This is a genomic window from Brachyspira suanatina (genome assembly GCF_001049755.1).
In the GTDB taxonomy this organism is placed as follows: Bacteria; Spirochaetota; Brachyspiria; order Brachyspirales; family Brachyspiraceae; genus Brachyspira; species Brachyspira suanatina.
The window spans coordinates 1-17,971 of sequence record NZ_CVLB01000002.1; the positions used below are offsets into that span (position 1 = coordinate 1).

15 protein-coding genes, 1 tRNA gene and 1 pseudogene are annotated in these 17,971 nt (G+C 28.3%); 8 read left to right on the forward strand and 9 right to left on the reverse strand.

What is annotated here, in order from left to right; all coding sequences use genetic code 11:
- Positions 1-245 (reverse strand): annotated as a pseudogene (locus BRSU_RS09655) (ATP-binding protein); the annotation flags it as partial.
- The gene (locus tag BRSU_RS09660; protein WP_048595172.1) at positions 211-1,152 is read right to left on the reverse strand and encodes a hypothetical protein; all 942 of its coding nucleotides are present in this window, start codon (positions 1,150-1,152) and stop codon (positions 211-213) included. The pseudogene BRSU_RS09655 and the gene BRSU_RS09660, both read right to left, overlap by 35 nt.
- A gap of 706 nt (positions 1,153-1,858) precedes the next feature.
- Between BRSU_RS09660 and BRSU_RS09665 the strand changes: the two genes are divergently transcribed.
- Positions 1,859-2,170: a phasin family protein gene (locus BRSU_RS09665; RefSeq protein ID WP_048595173.1), complete on the forward strand. Its 312-nt coding sequence runs from the start codon at positions 1,859-1,861 to the stop codon at positions 2,168-2,170.
- A gap of 109 nt (positions 2,171-2,279) precedes the next feature.
- Entirely contained in the window at positions 2,280-3,959 is a 1,680-nt protein-coding gene (locus tag BRSU_RS09670; protein ID WP_048595174.1) for an ABC1 kinase family protein, read from the forward strand.
- A gap of 55 nt (positions 3,960-4,014) precedes the next feature.
- Here BRSU_RS09670 and BRSU_RS09675 read toward each other — a convergent pair.
- Together BRSU_RS09675 and BRSU_RS09680 are read right to left on the reverse strand one after the other, a co-directional pair.
- Positions 4,015-4,087: transfer RNA gene (locus BRSU_RS09675), tRNA-Asn, on the reverse strand.
- A 66-nt stretch (positions 4,088-4,153) separates the two neighbouring features.
- Positions 4,154-4,687, reverse strand: coding sequence for a hypothetical protein (locus BRSU_RS09680; protein ID WP_048595175.1), 534 nt, complete (start codon positions 4,685-4,687; stop codon positions 4,154-4,156).
- Between the two features lie 159 nt (positions 4,688-4,846).
- On the opposite strand from BRSU_RS09680, the gene BRSU_RS09685 reads away from it, so the two are divergent.
- The gene (locus tag BRSU_RS09685) at positions 4,847-5,647 is read left to right on the forward strand and encodes a DUF4912 domain-containing protein (protein WP_048595176.1); all 801 of its coding nucleotides are present in this window, start codon (positions 4,847-4,849) and stop codon (positions 5,645-5,647) included.
- 74 nt (positions 5,648-5,721) lie between these two features.
- Here the strand turns inward: BRSU_RS09685 and ispH are convergent, their stop codons facing one another.
- Both ispH and rpmB read right to left on the reverse strand, forming a co-directional pair.
- Positions 5,722-7,467: a 4-hydroxy-3-methylbut-2-enyl diphosphate reductase gene (gene ispH, locus BRSU_RS09690; protein ID WP_048595177.1), complete on the reverse strand. Its 1,746-nt coding sequence runs from the start codon at positions 7,465-7,467 to the stop codon at positions 5,722-5,724.
- 30 nt (positions 7,468-7,497) lie between these two features.
- The gene (gene rpmB, locus BRSU_RS09695; protein ID WP_048595178.1) at positions 7,498-7,689 is read right to left on the reverse strand and encodes a 50S ribosomal protein L28; all 192 of its coding nucleotides are present in this window, start codon (positions 7,687-7,689) and stop codon (positions 7,498-7,500) included.
- A 395-nt stretch (positions 7,690-8,084) separates the two neighbouring features.
- Here rpmB and BRSU_RS09700 point away from each other — a divergent pair, with 395 nt between their 5' ends.
- The 5 genes from BRSU_RS09700 to BRSU_RS09720 all read left to right on the forward strand — a co-directional run bounded on the left by BRSU_RS09700 (position 8,085) and on the right by BRSU_RS09720 (position 14,317).
- Positions 8,085-8,999, forward strand: a complete 915-nt coding sequence (locus BRSU_RS09700; RefSeq protein ID WP_048595179.1) for a dihydrodipicolinate synthase family protein — start codon at positions 8,085-8,087, stop codon at positions 8,997-8,999.
- Between the two features lie 266 nt (positions 9,000-9,265).
- Positions 9,266-10,666, forward strand: coding sequence for an NADPH-dependent glutamate synthase (gene gltA / locus BRSU_RS09705; protein WP_048595180.1), 1,401 nt, complete (start codon positions 9,266-9,268; stop codon positions 10,664-10,666).
- A 278-nt stretch (positions 10,667-10,944) separates the two neighbouring features.
- The gene (locus tag BRSU_RS09710) at positions 10,945-11,565 is read left to right on the forward strand and encodes a hypothetical protein (RefSeq protein WP_048595181.1); all 621 of its coding nucleotides are present in this window, start codon (positions 10,945-10,947) and stop codon (positions 11,563-11,565) included.
- Positions 11,566-11,581: 16 nt separating this feature from the next.
- Complete coding sequence (locus BRSU_RS09715) at positions 11,582-13,369, forward strand: LysM peptidoglycan-binding domain-containing protein (RefSeq protein WP_048595182.1); 1,788 nt, start codon at positions 11,582-11,584, stop codon at positions 13,367-13,369.
- A gap of 390 nt (positions 13,370-13,759) precedes the next feature.
- Positions 13,760-14,317, forward strand: coding sequence for a DNA/RNA non-specific endonuclease (locus BRSU_RS09720; RefSeq protein WP_048595183.1), 558 nt, complete (start codon positions 13,760-13,762; stop codon positions 14,315-14,317).
- Between the two features lie 92 nt (positions 14,318-14,409).
- On the opposite strand, the gene BRSU_RS09725 is transcribed toward BRSU_RS09720, so the two are convergent.
- The 3 genes from BRSU_RS09725 to BRSU_RS09735 form a co-directional block, all read right to left on the reverse strand.
- Positions 14,410-16,896 (reverse strand): ATP-dependent Clp protease ATP-binding subunit, encoded by a 2,487-nt coding sequence (locus BRSU_RS09725; protein WP_048595184.1) that lies wholly within the window; start codon positions 16,894-16,896, stop codon positions 14,410-14,412.
- Positions 16,897-17,049: 153 nt separating this feature from the next.
- Positions 17,050-17,379, reverse strand: a complete 330-nt coding sequence (locus tag BRSU_RS09730) for a hypothetical protein (RefSeq protein WP_048595185.1) — start codon at positions 17,377-17,379, stop codon at positions 17,050-17,052.
- Positions 17,376-17,948 carry an RNA polymerase sigma factor gene (locus tag BRSU_RS09735; RefSeq protein ID WP_008722679.1) on the reverse strand — a complete coding sequence of 191 codons (573 nt, stop codon included), beginning with the start codon at positions 17,946-17,948 and terminating at the stop codon, positions 17,376-17,378. Before BRSU_RS09735 ends, BRSU_RS09730 begins: the two co-directional genes overlap by 4 nt.
- Positions 17,949-17,971 lie beyond the last annotated feature (23 nt).

A 17,971-nucleotide genomic window follows, 5' to 3' on the forward strand; every position in this document is an offset into this window, starting at 1 on the left:
AGCTCTTCTATTTTCCTTTCCAGCTTACTCTTTTCATCGCTCACGCAATGACATATAATAGGAAGTAGATTTTTTTTAGAAGATGTATCAGGATTGCTGCCTATAACAAATCCAAACTCATCGCATTTTGTGCAGTGAGGGTCTTTGCCTTCTCTTGCCGTTTTTTTCAATTCTTCCAAATGTTTTTTATAGCTAAGAAGGCAATAACTGCTATCCGCAATTTGCAATTTTAGCATACGCTTCATTTATATTTCCTCCTTTTTCTAATTCATTTAATAAAGCATTTAATTTATCAAGCCCTCTAGGGATTGCATATTTTTTATTGCTGTCAGTTTTATTTTCTTTGTATGTATTATTTTTTTGATTTTCATTTTTTTGACATAAAGCCATTCTTAATAAATCCTGCATTTTAAGAGAGTATCTTTTATTAAAAGGTAATTTTAAGAAATTAAACTTTACTATAGACAAGGCTTCATCAAAATTGTCATGCACACGTTTTTTGAATATATCAATTAAAAAGCTAGTATATACTTTATGATATTTATGATTTATTTTAACGCCTATTAATTCTTTATGAAGCTCATTATATTTTTCTAAAAACTCCGCTTGCTTTTTATCCTCTTCTTTTTCTTCTGGAGTTTTTTCTTCTTCGCTTTTTTCTTTTTCCTCTTTGATTAATTTCGGAGGCTGTAAAGGTTCGGTGTTTATATCTTCATTAAACAAGCTAGGCTCATCGTATTTCTGTTCAACAGGAGCATCCATATTGCGTATTGCTCTGTCTTCTTCAACAAGCATCTCTATAGCTTTTTTTAATCCTGAGAAATTATATACCGTTCCTGTTCCTGCAAATCTATCACCTATGTAAACATTCCTGCTTGAGAAAGTTAAATAGCCTTTTGAAAACAGACTTTGTCGTTGTCTTGTATAAATGGTAGATGCAGGGTTGATTTCTTTATCTCTGATTTCTTTATCTCTTTTCCAGCTCAAACTCATTACAGCGATTATAAACTCAAACTCGCTTGCAGTAAGTCCTAATCTTTTTCTGTAATAAATTAATGTATTCGGTATAGAGGTAAAACCTCTATCAAGCATAGTATCGCCATACGTTGATATTAAGTATTCGCTTTTTACTTCTGGTGTTTCTGTCATCATACTGCTCCGCATAAATATTTTTTTGATTTGTTTTCAAATGATTTAAATAAATTTCTGATGTATTGATTTGTTATTTTTTTAACTGATGGATAGTTAAAAGATATGCTCAGATTTATATTAAAAAAGTTGTAAAAAAACTTTTTATTTGCTTTTATTTTCGATATTTTTAAAAATTGATTTTGTTTTAAATCTAGTATGTTTTTTACGCATACTAGATTTTTTATTATGTCGATTAGTGGAAATTTTGAAACTCGTACCGCTTTCCATATTCTTTTGAAATTCGTTAAAATAATAATTTTTTATTATTGTTATACTCGCCTTTGCCTATAATAAGCTATTGAGTACACTTACTAGACGGCTTAGGCTTATTTTTATATTTGACTTTATTATATTAAAAATTAATATTTTATATTATTATATATAAGTATTTTACATATGTGCTTTTCAACATAGAAAAGTTGATATATACTCGATTTTTTTTATTTGTAAATAGCCTATAATTAAAATTATTGACTGCTAGTTTATAACTAAAGAATTTAATAACATTAATTTATATATAATTTGTATTAGTAATATAATAAACAATAAAAAAATTTTTATAAAACACATTATAAATGGTTTTTATTTTATAAAAGTATATTTTTTTATATTGACTTTTTATTTTGCAATGATAAAAATTAATTAATAAATAATATAGGAGGATATTATGTCATTATCAGATGATATCAAATCAGGATTCTATTCAAGCATTGGTATGATGCTAAAAGGAAAAGAAAAATTAGAGGAAGCAGCACGCGAATTCATAAAAGATAAGAATGTCAGTGCTGAAGAAGGAGAAAAATTTGTAAAAGAAATGGTTAATAAAGCCAATGAAACCAAAGAAGATGTTTCACAATTTATAGATGAAAGAGTTAAAAAAGTTGTTGATAAAATGGGATATGTAAAAAAAGAAGAATATGATGCTATGAGAAAAGAATTAGATGAATTAAAACAATCTATAAAAAAAGATCAGCAATAATCATATTTTTTAAATAATGGAAAGGAGTTTTTTTATTTATTTAAAATAATTAAACTCCTTATTTTATAAATAGTAATGAGTTATATTTAAAGTGCGGGTGATTAGTAATATGAATAACATGAAATCTATAAACAGGGCGAGAGAAATTATATCTATAATAATAGCTTACGGATTCAGAGATATTATAGCTATAACTCCAATATTAAAAATAATAAAAAATCCAATAGATAAAATTAATATAAAATATAACGGAGTTGATTTAAGAAAATACAGCAAAGCAGAAAGAATCAAGATGGCTTGCGAAGAATTGGGTACAACATTTATTAAATTAGGACAAATACTTTCAAATAGAAATGATATACTTCCAAAAGATATTACAACAGAATTGAGTAAACTTCAAAATCATGTAAAGCCATTCGATGAAAATACAGCGAAAAGCATTATTGAAACAGAATTAGGAGGTAAAATAGAAGATATTTTTGAATCTTTTGAATTGACTCCTAAAGCAAGCGCTTCCATTTCTCAAGTACATACTGCCGTATTAAAAAATGGAGAAAAAGTAGCGATAAAAGTAAAAAGGCCCAATATAGAAGAAAATATACTTACAGATATAGAAATTATAGTATGGCTTTCAAACATAATAGAAAAATATAATGAAGAATTTGCATTAATGCAGCCTCAGAAATTGATAGCAGCATTTAAAGCTCAGCTTATACAGGAATTAGATTTTAATTTTGAAAAAAATAATACTTTAAAATTTGCTAAATTCTTTAAAAATAATAAAAACATAAAAATAGCAAAAGTATATGATGAGTACAGCACCAAAAATATACTAACTATGGAATATATAGAAGGAATAAAAATTTCTGATATTTCAGATGATGATACTAGATATGATAGAAAAAAGCTTGTTTCTATAGGTATAGATGCTGTATTGGAACAGATATTTATGCTTGGTTTCTTCCATGCAGATCCACATCCTGGTAATTTAATGGCTTTAGAAAATAATGTACTATGCTTTTTAGATTTCGGTATGATAGGATTTATTCCTCCGAACTCGAAAGATGCTTTTTCTTCTTTAATTATGAGTATAAGCTCAGCTGATTATTTGGAATTATCTAAATCAATACTTGACTTATGCTATCATGGAGAAATAAGCAATATAGATGAATTTAATATGGCTATATTTATATTAGTAAGCAAATATGTAGATATGCCTTTAGACAATATCAATATAGAAGATGTATTCAATGAACTTATAGGTATAATAAGAGAATTTCGTTTAACTTTACCGAGCAATATTATGCTTTTAATAAAATCTTTAATAGTTCTTGAGGGAGTTGCTAGAAATTTAGATAAAGATGTAAAACTAATAGAACATATTAAGCCTTTTGCATTCAGATATGTAAAAGAGCAGATGAAACCTGATAATTTATTCAAGCAATTTAAAAAGTTATTCTATGATTATAGCTATATCATAAAAGAATTTCCATCTGACTTAGAACATTTAGTATCAGTTATAAAGCAAGGAAGTGTAAAAATTCAGCTTGAACATAAAAAGCTTGAATCATTGGCTTCTACTTTAGATGGTTTAGCAGATAGATTAAGCTATTCTATAGTTTTGGCTTCTTTAATATTGGCTAGCGCGTTAATAATAACAAGCAAAATGCCTCCCCTCTTTCATGGTACATCTGTTATAGGAATGATAGGCTTTGCTTTGTCAGCTATAATGGGATTTATTATGATAATAAGCAGATTTATAAAGAAGTATGTTAAAAAGAATGACTGAAATTAAATTAAGATAAAACAAATAAAAAAGCCCCTTTAATAGGGGCTTAAAAATGCTCCGAGAACAGGGCTCGAACCTGCGACCCGGTGATTAACAGTCACCTGCTCTACCGACTGAGCTATCTCGGATTGTTTTTTAATGTTTAAGTATTATAGCATAAAGTAAAAAAATGTCAATACATAAAACATATTTTTTTATTTATAAGCACTAAAATATTCTAATATTTCTTTATATTTTGCTGATTTATTTCCTGATAAAACAATATATTTATTTAAATATTCATATACATTCTTACCATATTCTTGTTCTTTTTGAGTATCATTTTTCTTTACAGCATCATCAAATTTTTTCTTGTACATAGTTGCCAATTGATAATTAGAATTTGGATCTGCCCTCAATTCCAATGCTTTTTTATATAATTCAATGATTTTATCTTCTTTATATTCTCTCACTAAATACATAGCACCATACATATATACATCACCTAATTTAGGATATGAAGGATGCTTTTTTAATGCGGCCATTCCCTTAGAATCTAATATGTTTATATATGCTTTTAATTTTGTATATGAATTCATACTTCCGTCAAATTCAGATAATGTTCCTGAATATCCTGCTACCCTATCTAACTCTTGATCTTTACTAGGCGTTATAGGTACAGTAAAATCATCCTGAGAAAAAGCTATAATATTACATATAAATAATAAACATATAATTATTTTGTTCATTAATTTTCTCCATTTTTTATAAAATATAGGTATTTACTTATTATCGTAATAATTAAAATCTTGTAAAACTAAAAAAGTAAAAAACTAAATTTAATTGTTGACAATAAAAGTATTTGCTCTATAATATTTCTGACAAATATAAATTTATGGAGATATTTTATGGCTACTAAAAAAACAGAAAAAGCAGCTGAAGATACAATTAAAAAAACAGCCGCTAAAAAATCAGCAACCACCAAAAAAGCTGCTGAAGAAAAAGCAGAAACAGCCCCAAAAAAAGCCGCTGTAAAATCAGCTACAACTAAAAAAACTACTACAGCTGCTGCAAAGAAAACTACTGCTAAAAAAGCACAACAAAAGAAAAAATCTGAAAAAGAAATAGAAGAAGAGATAGAAGAAATAAAAGAAGAAGCAAAAAAAGATGAATACATTCCAGATGAAGTTGATATAGTAAGAGAATTACCTGACAGATATAAAGAAACAAAATTAGTACTTATGATGCGAGACCCTGAATGGTGCTTTTTCTATTGGGATATATCTGATGAAGATATAAATTATCATTCTTTGAAAGGAAAAAGAATATCTGTAAGAATATTCCATGTATTTGGATATGATATTACTAATGGAGAAATCCATAAAGAAATAGAAGTTAATTACATCTATGGTGATAGATATGTTAATTTAGCTATGCCTCATGCTTATTTTATAGGTGAATTAGGATACTATGATGAAAATAACAGATTTATAGTATTAGCTAGAAGCAACATGATTTATGCTCCTAGAGATTCTATGAGTAATGTTTATGATGAAGAATGGATGGTTAATGAAGAGATTATAAAACTTTTAAAATCTCCTAAAGCTTTAAGAGAAAGCTTATCATCTGCTACAATATTTGAACTTATAGATTTAAGAAGAAATCATTTAGCAGGTTCATCATCTTCACTTTTTATGAAAAAAAATTAAGAATATTAAGCGGTATTAATTGATAAATACATAATATTAATTTTTCTGTTTTTGTAATTATTGGACTCTATAAATTAAATATTAATTAATGCCGCTAAAAATAATATATATAGCGGAGAATCTATCAATATAGAAAATAAATGTCTGCTTGTTATTATCTTCTTTTTCATCACAACAAACGAAATTATACTGCTATATACAATAGGAATACAGTATTTCAATTTATTAATTTCTAATGGATACTTACCTATAATAATACCTACCAACATAAATAAAGCTAAAATAATTGGTATTATACCTGTTATAAATGCTAATTTATTGGAATCTATATATGTAGTTAAAGTTACAGCTCCTGCAATTTTATCGCTTTGAGAGAATTTTATTTCTATTAAAGCCTGTCTTATAAACATAAATAAAAATACTAAAAATGTAGAGAATAAATATAAAAATAATTTTTCTTTTAATATATCTCTATGCAAAATGAATATAGAGCCATTTAATAATACAGTAACCGCAACAGATATTACTATAGCTTTAAAAGGTATAAGTTTTTTAAATAATCTAAAGAAAAAAGAACTTTCAAATCTAGATTTATTTTCAAAACTGATATTATACCCCATTCCAAGCAAACTCGAAAGTATTGAAAGCATTAATATACCTACATTAATCTTATAGGCAAAATAAAACATAAGTACAGCACTCATTAATATTAAAAATCTGAAAAATGTTTTATACTCTTGATAAAATAAATATCTTCTTTTATCACTTATTTTTATGGTATAATTACTGTATCCATTTTCTAAACTCATATATAGATAGTATAGAGCTATTATAATACCTATTTGATATTTAAAAGGCTGTGATAATATATCATATACGGCATATGACATTAAAAAGGCACCTACTGAAAAGAATATATAACCATAATTTAAAAAATCAAATATTCTAGATATAAATCTATAGAAATTAGTAGCATATTTATCTTTTATAGTTTGTGCTATATCTTCTATAAGCCAATCCGGAGTGGATGCCCCTGCCATTATACCTATATTTTTATATTTTGATAAATCCATATTATCCAAATCTTCTTTATATTCAACATAAAATGCCGGCTTGATAGAGGCTGCTATATTATATAAATTTCTTGTATTTGAACTTTCAGAACCGCCTATCACAAGAACAACATCATTTCTTTTTGCTATTTCTAATACCTCATTTTGTCTCTGTTCAGTGGCGGCACATATAGTATTTTTAATGATTATTTCTGTATCTTTATATTTATCTTGTATTTGAGTTACATATTTATAAAAAGTAGATTTCTGCAAAGTGGTTTGAGCTACTATTAAAGTTTTTTTAGAATCATTAGGAAGTTTATTTAAATCCTCATCTTTATAAACTACATAAACATCTTCAGCATATCCGCATACGCCTACAATTTCAGGGTGAACAGGATTCCCTATTACAATAACTCTATAACCTAAAGAACTATACTTTTTTACAAGACCTTGAATTTTAGCGACATATTTACAGGTAAGATTTACTATTTTTTTGGCATAACTTGAAAGAGCTTCTCTTCTTTCAGGAGATATTCCATGAGCTCTTACAATAACGGTTTTTCCATCCAAGACAGACATATCCTCATCATCTTCATAAGTTTTAACTCCTATATTTTCCAACATATCAAGAGTTTGAGGATTATGTATTAAATGTCCATCTATATATATTTCACTGTCTTTTTTAGAAGCCTGAGAAAAAGTATTTTCCACAGCATACTTAACGCCATCACAAAAACCAGCAAATTTACCTATATCTACATTCATTGTATTTAGAATTTAAAAGGAGTAATAATATTATTTAGCTTTAGATACTTTATTACCTTTAATACATTTAGTGCAAACCAATGCTTTTCTTACAGATCCGTTTACTTCTATTTTTACATTTTGTAAGTTAGCATTAAAAGAACGTTTAGTCTTTATATTAGAATGACTTACACTATGGCCATTTTGTTTACCTTTACCGCATATTTCACATACTCTTGCCATTTTTTCCTCCAAGAAAAATAATATTATTTAGTTTAGAATTATGATTGATTAATTATATATTAAAAAATCATTTTAGTCAATAAGTAATTATAAAATTATTCATACCTATATTGTTACAGATCATAGAAAATTATATTAAAAAGTATTAAAAAAATAATATAAAAACCAAATTTATGAAACAATTCATACTTTTCATAAAAAATATACTAATTTTATAGCATATTACTATTTTTTTTATGAAATTAGTTTACAAAAAAACTATTAATGATGTATAATATAAGTAATGCACACGGATGCAAAAGTTAATATGAGGTTTAATAAAAATTATTTAAGCGTTTTTTATAATTAGAGATAAGATAAAATTTTAATAAAAAATAAATATAGGAGAGAAAAACATGAGAAACTTAGATAAGTACAAAGGAATTATTCCTGCCTTTTATGCTTGTTATGATGAAAAAGGAGCAATTAGCCCTGAAAGAGTAAAAAAGTTTACACAGCATTTGATAGACAAAGGTGTAAACGGATTATATGTAGGCGGATCTTCAGGCGAATGTATTTACCATAGTAAAGAAGAAAGAAAATTAGTATTAGAAAATGTTATGGAAGTAGCAAAAGGTAAAATTACTATCATAGCACATGTAGGCTGTAATAATACTGCAGACAGTGCTGAATTAGCCGCTCATGCTGAAAAATTGGGAGTAGATGCTATAGCTTCTATACCTCCAATATATTTCCACCTTCCTGACTATTCTATAGCAGATTATTGGAATGATATAAGTGCTGCTGCTCCTAATACAGACTTTATTATCTATAATATACCTCAGCTTGCCGGTGTTGCTTTAAACGTTAATCTTTATAAAAAGATGAGAGAAAATCCAAAAGTTATAGGTGTAAAAAACTCATCTATGCCTGTACAAGATATTCAAATGTTTAAAGATGTTGGCGGTGATGATAGCATTATATTTAACGGACCAGATGAACAATTTGTAGCTGGAAGATTGATAGGTGCTGATGCTGGAATAGGAGGTACTTATGCTGTAATGCCTGAATTATTCTTAGCTGCTAATGACGCTGTTAATAAATGTCAGTTTGATAAAGCAAGAGATATACAATATAAAATAGACAGAATCATATATGCTATGTGCGAATGCCATGGTAATTTGTATGCTGTAATGAAAGCAATACTTAAATTAAAAGGTTTAGAATTAGGCGGAGTAAGAAAACCACTAAGCAATATAATAGATGCTGATAAAGCAAAAATAGAAAAATGTGCAAAAATGATAGATGATGCTATAAACAGTATAAAATAATATCTATATTATAAAAATTATTATAATATATAACCAGTCATTTATTCATATTAAAGTAAATGATTGGTTATTTTATTGCATAAAATAAAATTAAAATCATAAAATAAAAATAATAATATTTCTTTAAATCAGGTATATAATCCAATAATAAAAAACTCAAAAATAAAAAATAATATTAGCATTGATTATATTTAAAATTATAGTATAATCTTTGCTAAATAAAATAAAAGCCAAAATACCTAAAATATAAAATAGGAGAGATATATATGCCACCAAGATCAAAATTAGGCGAAATACCTAGACAAGAAATGCCTACTAGAAGCCCAGAAGAAAGAAGGAAAGACTTTAAAGAAGTTCCTTTAGGATATACTGAAGAGCAAGCATATCAGGAATCTTTAAGATGTTTAGATTGTAAAGTTCCTCATTGTATGGAAGGCTGCCCTGCTAAAGTAAAAATTCCTGAATTTATAGGACTTATAGCAGAAAAAAAATTCTTAGAAGCAGCTAAAAAAATTAAAGAAACTAATGCTTTACCTGCTGCATGCGGAAGAGTATGCCCTCAGGAAGAACAATGTGAACAAAGATGTGTTGTTGGTAAAAAATTTGAACCTGTTGCTATTGGTAAATTAGAAATGTTTGTTGCTGACTATGAAAGAAAACATGCTCAGCATGAGGATCTAAAAGTAGAAAAAAATGGTAAAAAAGTATGTATAATTGGTGCCGGACCTGCAGGTTTAGCTTGTGCTGGAGACTTAATAAAATTAGGATATGATGTTACTGTATTAGAAGCTTTACACACAATAGGTGGTGTATTAATGTACGGTATTCCAGAGTTCCGTCTTCCTAAAGAATTGGTAGCACATGAGGTAGAAAACCTTAAAAAAGATGGTGTAAACTTTAGAATTAATGAAGTTGCTGGTATATCATTAGATTTCAATGAATTAAGAAAGGAATATGATGCTATATTTTTAGGAACAGGTGCCGGACTTCCTGCATTTTTGAATGTGCCTGGTGAACATTTATGCGGTGTTTACTCTGCTAATGAATATTTAACAAGAGTTAATTTAATGGGAGCTTATAAATTCCCTGAAGTAGATACTCCTATTATAAAACATAAAAGAGTAGCTGTATTAGGCGGCGGTAACGTTGCTATGGATGCTTGCAGAACTGCTGTTAGATTAGGTGCTGAAAAAGTATACATCATATACAGAAGAACTGAAAAAGAACTTCCAGCAAGATTAGAAGAAATTCACCATGCTATGGAAGAAGGTGTTGATTTTAGATTCTTAAGAGCTCCTTTAGAAATATTAGGTGATGAAAATGATAATGTTATAGGCGTTAGAACTCAAGTTATGGAACTTGGAGAGGCTGATGCTGACGGAAGAAGAAAACCTGTTGCTGTTGAAGGACAAACAGAAGATATAGAAGTTGATGCTGTTATAGTAGCAATAGGTACTACTCCTAACCCGCTTATAGCTAGAAAAGTTCCTGAATTACAAACTACTAAAAAAGGTACTTATGTTATAAATGAGGAAACAGGAGCTACTTCTATGGAAGGAGTTTTTGCTGGCGGAGATGCTGCTAGAGGTGCTGCTACTGTTATTTTAGCTATTGGAGACGGCAAAAGAGCAGCTGCAGGAATAGATAAATACTTATCTAATAAATAATAATTTGGGTAATAAATATAACAAATATTTTACAAAAAAGAGACTTTATTTTTAAAAAAGTCTCTTTTTTTTATAAAAAACAAATAATCTTATACATAAATAAAGTAAAAAACTATAAAAGCCCTTGACTTTTATACCGTTAATAATAACATAGTTAACATAATTTCATTTTTTTTATATAAAATGTAATTATATTTTTTTCTTATTTTAATAATTATGGTTTTACTTAATTGAAAGCCATAAAATATATTTATAAATACTGGAGGATTAATCTGATTATGAAATTGAAGTTGCAAATAGGTTTTATCACCTTAATAGCTTTTATGCTTATTTCATGCGGCGGCTTGCCTACAAAGGAATACGAAAGGGTAACTGCTCTAAGAGATACTGTAGTAAACAAATATCCAGAGATACAAACATTTGCTCAGGAAGATTTTGATATAGCAGAAAAAGGCTATGCTGAAGCTGATATCATAATGAAAGAGGAAAACAAAGACGAAGCTGAAAAAGCTAAAGAATTATTATTAGCCGCTGAAACTAATTATAATTTGGTTTTAGACAAAGGTTTGCCACCATATTCTGAAATACTTAAAAAACAGACTGATGAAAGTGCAACTAATGCTATTGATATTAAAGCTGGTGTAATGTATGCTGATGAATTTGCTAAAGCTGATACTGTATATCAAGAAGCTAATGCAATGTATACAGCTGAAACTAAAGACTATAGAATAATGGTAGATAAACTTTATCAAGCCAAAGTAGCTTATACAGATTTATATAATAAAACTAAAGAACAATTTGATAAAAGTGATGAGGCTTTAAAATTAGTTAAAGAACGCTTAGCTCAATTAGAAAAGATGATGCAGGAAATAGAAGCCTTTGAACAGGAACAGAACTAATATTTTTAAGGAGTAAATGATGAAAATAAAAAAAATAATGGCTACTATAGCTTTATTATCTTTTACCTGGTCTATTTTACCGGCACAAACTTATGAAGATGCTGCAAGAATAACTCAAGAAGCTGATGATCTTCAAAATCAAGGTCAATATCAGCAGTCTTATGATAAATCTCAAGAGGCATCTTTAAGTATAGACAAAGCTCAAATGGCATTGTTCTACAGACTTATGAATGCTAGAATCAATAAAACTAAAAATGACGCTAATAATGCAATCACTGAAATAAATCAAATGGGTGCTGCTACTGATAATCAATTCAAAACTCAGTATGAAGAAGCTGTAAAATATTTTGAAGAAGGTAATGCTAATATAGGAAGCATACCTGGACCTGATACAGTGGCACAAACTGATGAAGAATTTAACACTGCTTCTAATACTTTCAATACTGTTTTAGAATATTATAATAATGCATTATCTTCTGCTAATTCAGTTAAAGAAGGTTATTTAGGAAGAGAAAGAGATACTGCTTCTAAAGCAATAGCTGATGCTAGAGGCAAATACAATGCTGCTTTAGGTAAAAGTATAAAAGCAGGCGACAATAATGATAAAACAGTTTCAGGTGCTTTAACTAAAGCTGATGAAGCTTTAAAAGCTGATAATTTTGCAAGCGTTCAACAAAATGTTGCTGCTGCTCTTGCTGGTATAACTAAAGCTGAGGCAGATGCAAAAGCTGCTGCTGAAAGAGCTGCCGCTGCTGCTAAAGCAAAAGCTGAGGCAGAGGCAAAAGCTAAAGCTGCTGCTGAAGCAAAAGCTAAGGCTGCTGCAGAGGCAAAAGCTAAAGCTGAGGCAGAGGCAAAAGCTAAGGCAGAAGCTGAAGCTAAAAGAAAAGCTGAAGAAGAAGCTAAATTGAAAGCACAACAGGAAGCTCTTGCTAAAGAAAAAGCTGATGCTATCGCTAAAGCTAAACAAGATATAGCTAATGCTCAGCAAAAATATGATAATCTTGTTAATGACAACACTATAACAAGAGGTGATGAAGCAGATCAAAATATATCTACTCTTTTAGCTGATGCTAATAATGTTGTAGAAACAGATCCTGCAGCTGCTAGCCAAAAAGCATTAGAAGCTTCTCAAGCAATGGACGACTTAGTTAATAATCGTGATAATACTATAGCAAGAGAAGAAAATCAAAGACAATTAGATGATCTTAAAGCTAGATATCAGCAATTAGTTGATGAAGGTTATATAATCCCAGATAGTGAAGAGGATCAAAACCTTTCTCAAATAATAAAAGATGCTGAAGATGCTTTAAATAATAATGATAATGCTTTAGCTAGAGAAAAACTAGAAGAAGCTAACAGAACTATGAATGCTATATATGAAATGGGACCTAAGAGACCTGGAGACGGTGATTTAGTTGATGTAGATAATAACAATGAAACTGGTCAAATAATAGATGCTACTACTGGTCAAACTGTTAATACTGAAGGTAAAGTAACTGTTCTTCCTATGTATTACACTGTAGTACAAAGAACTCCTTTAACTGATGCTTTATGGAGAATAGCTGGTTATTCATTCATATATAATGATCCTATACAATGGTATAGATTATATCAGGCTAATAGAAACGTATTAAGAGATCCTAATAACCCAGACTTAATATTACCAGGTCAGGTATTAACTATACCTAGTATGAATGGTGAAGAAAGAGCTGGTACTTATGATCCTAATATGGAATACATAACTTATGATGAAGCTATGATATTAAGAAACCAACAGCAAAATAATGCTCAAACAAATAACTAAAAATATCAGTTATTAAAATAAATAGCTATGTATGGATATAATATTCATACATAGCTTTTTTATTACTATTTATAAATCAAAAATTATAATTATTTCAAAATTAAATGAACAAATATTTACCATGTTTTTTATTTTATAATTCTTTATGTACTCTAGCTATATTAATTCTAATACAGTGCAACATATAAATATAAATAAAGATTTTAATTTTACACTATATATAAAGCATTCATTTTTACTAAAATTATATAATAATCATACAACTGATTTTGAAACAATTCTATTATTATATAAATACCGCATATAAAATGTATTTGTATAGTAAAAATTTTAAAATACCTCTTTTAAAAGGTTGTAACTAAAGAAATAAAAATTATAATCCATTATAATATGAGAATATATATTTGCTTTATAATAATTTTTATAATATCATGCCAAACTAATCAGGTATATAATATAAAAAATGAAGATGATAAATCTCATTTTCTTAAAATATATAGAATAGAATATCTAAAACCTAATATAAAATACAATATAAATGGGACACTATACAGCACAGACAAACAATCAAGAATATATAAAGTAATAAGAAAAGATAATCTCATACTCTCAAATGCTAAAAGAAATAATTATGCCCAAAGAAAAATTGTAGAACTTTATGGCATAAAAGATCATGATCAAGGCGGACATATAATAGGAAGGCAATTTGGAGGATCTCCTAATATTGATAATCTTATATCAATAAATAAAAAATTAAATATTGGAGAAATGAAAAAAACAGAAATGGAATGGAGAGAAAGCATTATAAAAGGTTATGAAATAAATGATATTATTATAGATATAAATTACATATACACTAATACTAGACCATATATAATTATCATCAATTATAATATAGAAAAAGGTTATACAAATTATAGAATACAAAAAATATTTACAAATGAGTAATTTTAATATATATAAGTAAAAAATAAAAAGACGCCCCAAAATCATCAAGAATAATTTTGGAAGCATCACAAATATTTATAGGAGTATGTTAACTAACTTTTAGATAATTCCTTATTTTCTGTCTTAACTGACTTATCATAAGAAAATATCAAAGAGCCATCATTAGCATCAACGTTAATAGTATCACCATCTTCTATATTACCGAACAATATTTCGGTACTCACATAATCCTCTATCTCTTTCTGTATAGCCCTTCTTAAACTTCTAGCACCATACTTCTTATCAAATCCTTTATCTATAATATAATTCTTAGCTTCTTCGCTTAAATTAATAACTATATTTCTTTCTTTAATAGCCTCATTAAGCTCTTTAAGCATTATATTAATAATATCTTTCAAATCCTCTTTACTAAGAGTATGGAATACTATAATATCATCAATTCTATTTAAAAACTCAGGATTAAAATTCTGCTTTAATTCTTCTAAAGCAAAATTTTTAATGTCATTAGCATCTTTTTCACTTCCAACAGCATTAAATCCTAAAGAACTTCCTTTCACAATATCTCTTGCACCTAAATTACTTGTTATTATTATAATTGTATTTGAAAAATCAACTTTTCTTCCAAAATTATCAGTAAGCTGACCTTCCTCAAGCACCTGTAAAAGTATATTAGTAACATCAGGATGAGCTTTTTCTATTTCATCGAAAAGTATAAGAGAATAAGGTTTTCTTCTCACCTTTTCAGTAAGTCCGCCTCCCTCTTCATAACCAACATATCCAGGAGGGGCTCCTATAAGCCTGCTTACAGCAAATTTTTCCATAAACTCACTCATATCTATCCTGATAAGAGCATCACTATCTCCAAACATAAACTCTGAAAGTACTTTAGCTAAAGCAGTTTTACCAACACCTGTAGGTCCCAAGAAAATAAAACTTCCAAGAGGTCTTTTTGATGTTTTAAGTCCTGCTCTGCTTCTTCTAATTGCTTTAGATATAGAAGCTATAGCTTCTTTCTGTCCTACAACTTTCTGATGTAGTTCTTCTTCCATACCTATTAGTCTTTTGCTTTCTGAATTTAATAATCTTTTTATAGGTATATTAGTTATTTCAGATATAACATGTCTTATATCATCTTCTTCAATGAATGTTTCTATCTTTTCTCTTTCTTCACGCCATTTTTCTTCTTTCTTAGCAAGCTCTTCCTGTATAGAACTAATTTCATCTCTTATTTTAGCAGCATCTTCAAAATTCTGATTATCAACAGCATTTTTCTTCTGCTGATTAAGCTCTTCTATCTTTTTCTCTAAATCTTTAAACTCCTGTGGTCTTGTCATATTAAGAAGTCTTGCTCTTGAACCTGCCTCATCTATCAAATCTATAGCTTTATCAGGCAAATGTCTTTCAAAAATATATCTCTTACTTAATACAGCAGCAGCATTTATTGCCTCATCAGTATATTTCACTTTATGATGTTCTTCATATTTACCTTTGATACCATTCAATATTTCTATAGTATCTTCTATACTAGGTTCTTCCACGTTGATAGGTTGAAATCTTCTAACCAAAGCACCGTCTTTTTCTATATATTTTTTATATTCATTTATAGTAGTAGCACCTATACACTGAATCTCTCCTCTTGAAAGTGCAGGCTTTAACATATTAGCAGCATCCAAAGCACCTTCAGCACCACCTGCTCCTATTAATGTATGAAGCTCATCTATAAATATGATAATATTACTAGCTTTTTTTATTTCTAAAACTATATTCTTTATTCTCTCTTCAAATTCACCTCTGTATTTTGTACCAGCAACAACAGAAGATAAATCTAAAGTTAATACACGTTTTTTAAGGAGTATATCAGGTACATCAGCAGCTACTATCTTTTCAGCAAGTCCTTCAACTATAGCTGTTTTACCTACTCCAGGTTCTCCAAGAAGTATAGGATTATTCTTTTTTCTTCTTGATAGAATCTGAACAACTCTCATAACTTCATTTTCTCTGCCTATAACTCTGTCTAAAGTTTTATCTCTAGCCATTTTAGTCAAATCTCTAGCAAATTGATCTAAAGTAGGTGTTTTAACCTTTTTTACATTATCTTCCTGACTAGTCTGCTCCATAGAAGACATATTACTTCCAGCAACACCAAGCATTTTTAATATTTCTTGTCTTAATATAGTAAGCTCAAGTCCCATACTTGTAAGTACATTATAAGCTGTACCGCTTTCCTCTCTTAAAAGTCCAAGAAGTAAATGTTCAGTACCTATATAATTATGACTTAAAGCCCTTGCCTCTTCAGCAGATCTGCTTATAAGTTTCTGTACTCTAGGAGCAGTAGGTAAAGTTCCAAATACTTTTGTAGTTGAAGATTTTACCATAGCTGATTCTAATTCTAATTTAAGTCTGTCCAAATCAATTTTCAATCTCATTAAAACACGAGTTGCCAAAGCCTCTGATTCATGCAGAAGCCCCAAAAGTATATGTTCTGGAGTAACCATATCATGATTTAATCTTTTTGCTTCTTCCTGAGCATATAATTCTATTACCTTTTTTGCTTTGCTTGTTAAATGAAATTGGAACATATTATAATCCTGTATTATATTTTACATCTATAAAATATTTTAATAGTCATTATCGGATATAATAGAAATACTATTATAAATAAAACAAAATTATACATTAACATAAAGATATGCTAATGTATAATTTAGAATTTCTATTATAGGTTTTAAATTTTAAATAAAACTACTATTAGCTACATTAACAACATTTATATTAGTCTTACTAGATGATGCAGTGTTAGTCTTAGGAGAATCATCTTTATTAGGATTTCCATAAAACAAGGATAAAGCTAATACCAAAAATATTGCTGTAGATAGAGCTATAGAAAGTCTGACAGAACTCATAAAAGCATACAATGGACTTATATCATTTTTTTTAATACTTTCCATTTTAGCTCTTTGCAACATGTACTGCCATTCTCTATCAGGCAAACTTGGCAAATCAAAATGATGTCGCTTCTTTTCGATTTTGCTTTTAAATTGCATCATGTCATGTAGTTTCATAAAAGAGTCCTTTCTTTTTCTAGGAGCGATTTCATTTTTTTAAGAGCATAAGAATAATTACTCTTAGCTGAATCGCTTGATATATTTAAAATATCTGATATTTCTTTATATGAGTAATTCTCATAATATCTCAATATAAAGACATCTCTCTGTTTTCCCTTTAATTTAGTAGAAGCATTGTAAATTTTTTCCTGAAGATATATTCTTTCATATTCTTTTTCTGTATTATACCTTTTATCATCAACTATCTCTAGTTTTTCTAAATAAGGAGACTCTCTCCTATAGGCTTTAGAATACATATTTATAGCTGTATTGCTTATTATACGGTATAACCAACCTTTGAAATAATTACGTTCTTCATACCTGTCTATTGCTTTATACACACGAATTAACACATCTTGTGTTAAATCCATAGCATCTTCATAATTATGCATAAAACGATATGATAAGTTAAATATATAGTTTTTGTATCTTGTTAATAATATATCTAATGCTTCGCTATCGCCTTTTTTATGTGCTTCTATTAATTCATAATCTTTTAATAATTCTTTTTCTTTAGTTACTATCATCTCTACAAACTCCAATATTACCT

Excerpts from the sequence above, each read along its gene's own strand:
- BRSU_RS09725 (WP_048595184.1), bottom strand. The coding sequence starts at position 16,896 with ATGTTCCAATTTCATTTAACAAGCAAAGCAAAAAAGGTAATAGAATTA.
- rpmB (WP_048595178.1), bottom strand. The coding sequence starts at position 7,689 with ATGGCAAGAGTATGTGAAATATGCGGTAAAGGTAAACAAAATGGCCAT.
- BRSU_RS09710 (WP_048595181.1), top strand. The coding sequence starts at position 10,945 with ATGAAATTGAAGTTGCAAATAGGTTTTATCACCTTAATAGCTTTTATG.
- gltA (WP_048595180.1), top strand. The coding sequence starts at position 9,266 with ATGCCACCAAGATCAAAATTAGGCGAAATACCTAGACAAGAAATGCCT.
- BRSU_RS09730 (WP_048595185.1), bottom strand. The coding sequence starts at position 17,379 with ATGAAACTACATGACATGATGCAATTTAAAAGCAAAATCGAAAAGAAG.
- BRSU_RS09700 (WP_048595179.1), top strand. The coding sequence starts at position 8,085 with ATGAGAAACTTAGATAAGTACAAAGGAATTATTCCTGCCTTTTATGCT.
- BRSU_RS09715 (WP_048595182.1), top strand. The coding sequence starts at position 11,582 with ATGATGAAAATAAAAAAAATAATGGCTACTATAGCTTTATTATCTTTT.
- BRSU_RS09660 (WP_048595172.1), bottom strand. The coding sequence starts at position 1,152 with ATGATGACAGAAACACCAGAAGTAAAAAGCGAATACTTAATATCAACG.
- BRSU_RS09665 (WP_048595173.1), top strand. The coding sequence starts at position 1,859 with ATGTCATTATCAGATGATATCAAATCAGGATTCTATTCAAGCATTGGT.
- BRSU_RS09685 (WP_048595176.1), top strand. The coding sequence starts at position 4,847 with ATGGCTACTAAAAAAACAGAAAAAGCAGCTGAAGATACAATTAAAAAA.
- BRSU_RS09735 (WP_008722679.1), bottom strand. The coding sequence starts at position 17,948 with ATGATAGTAACTAAAGAAAAAGAATTATTAAAAGATTATGAATTAATA.
- ispH (WP_048595177.1), bottom strand. The coding sequence starts at position 7,467 with ATGAATGTAGATATAGGTAAATTTGCTGGTTTTTGTGATGGCGTTAAG.
- BRSU_RS09720 (WP_048595183.1), top strand. The coding sequence starts at position 13,760 with ATGAGAATATATATTTGCTTTATAATAATTTTTATAATATCATGCCAA.
- BRSU_RS09680 (WP_048595175.1), bottom strand. The coding sequence starts at position 4,687 with ATGAACAAAATAATTATATGTTTATTATTTATATGTAATATTATAGCT.
- BRSU_RS09670 (WP_048595174.1), top strand. The coding sequence starts at position 2,280 with ATGAATAACATGAAATCTATAAACAGGGCGAGAGAAATTATATCTATA.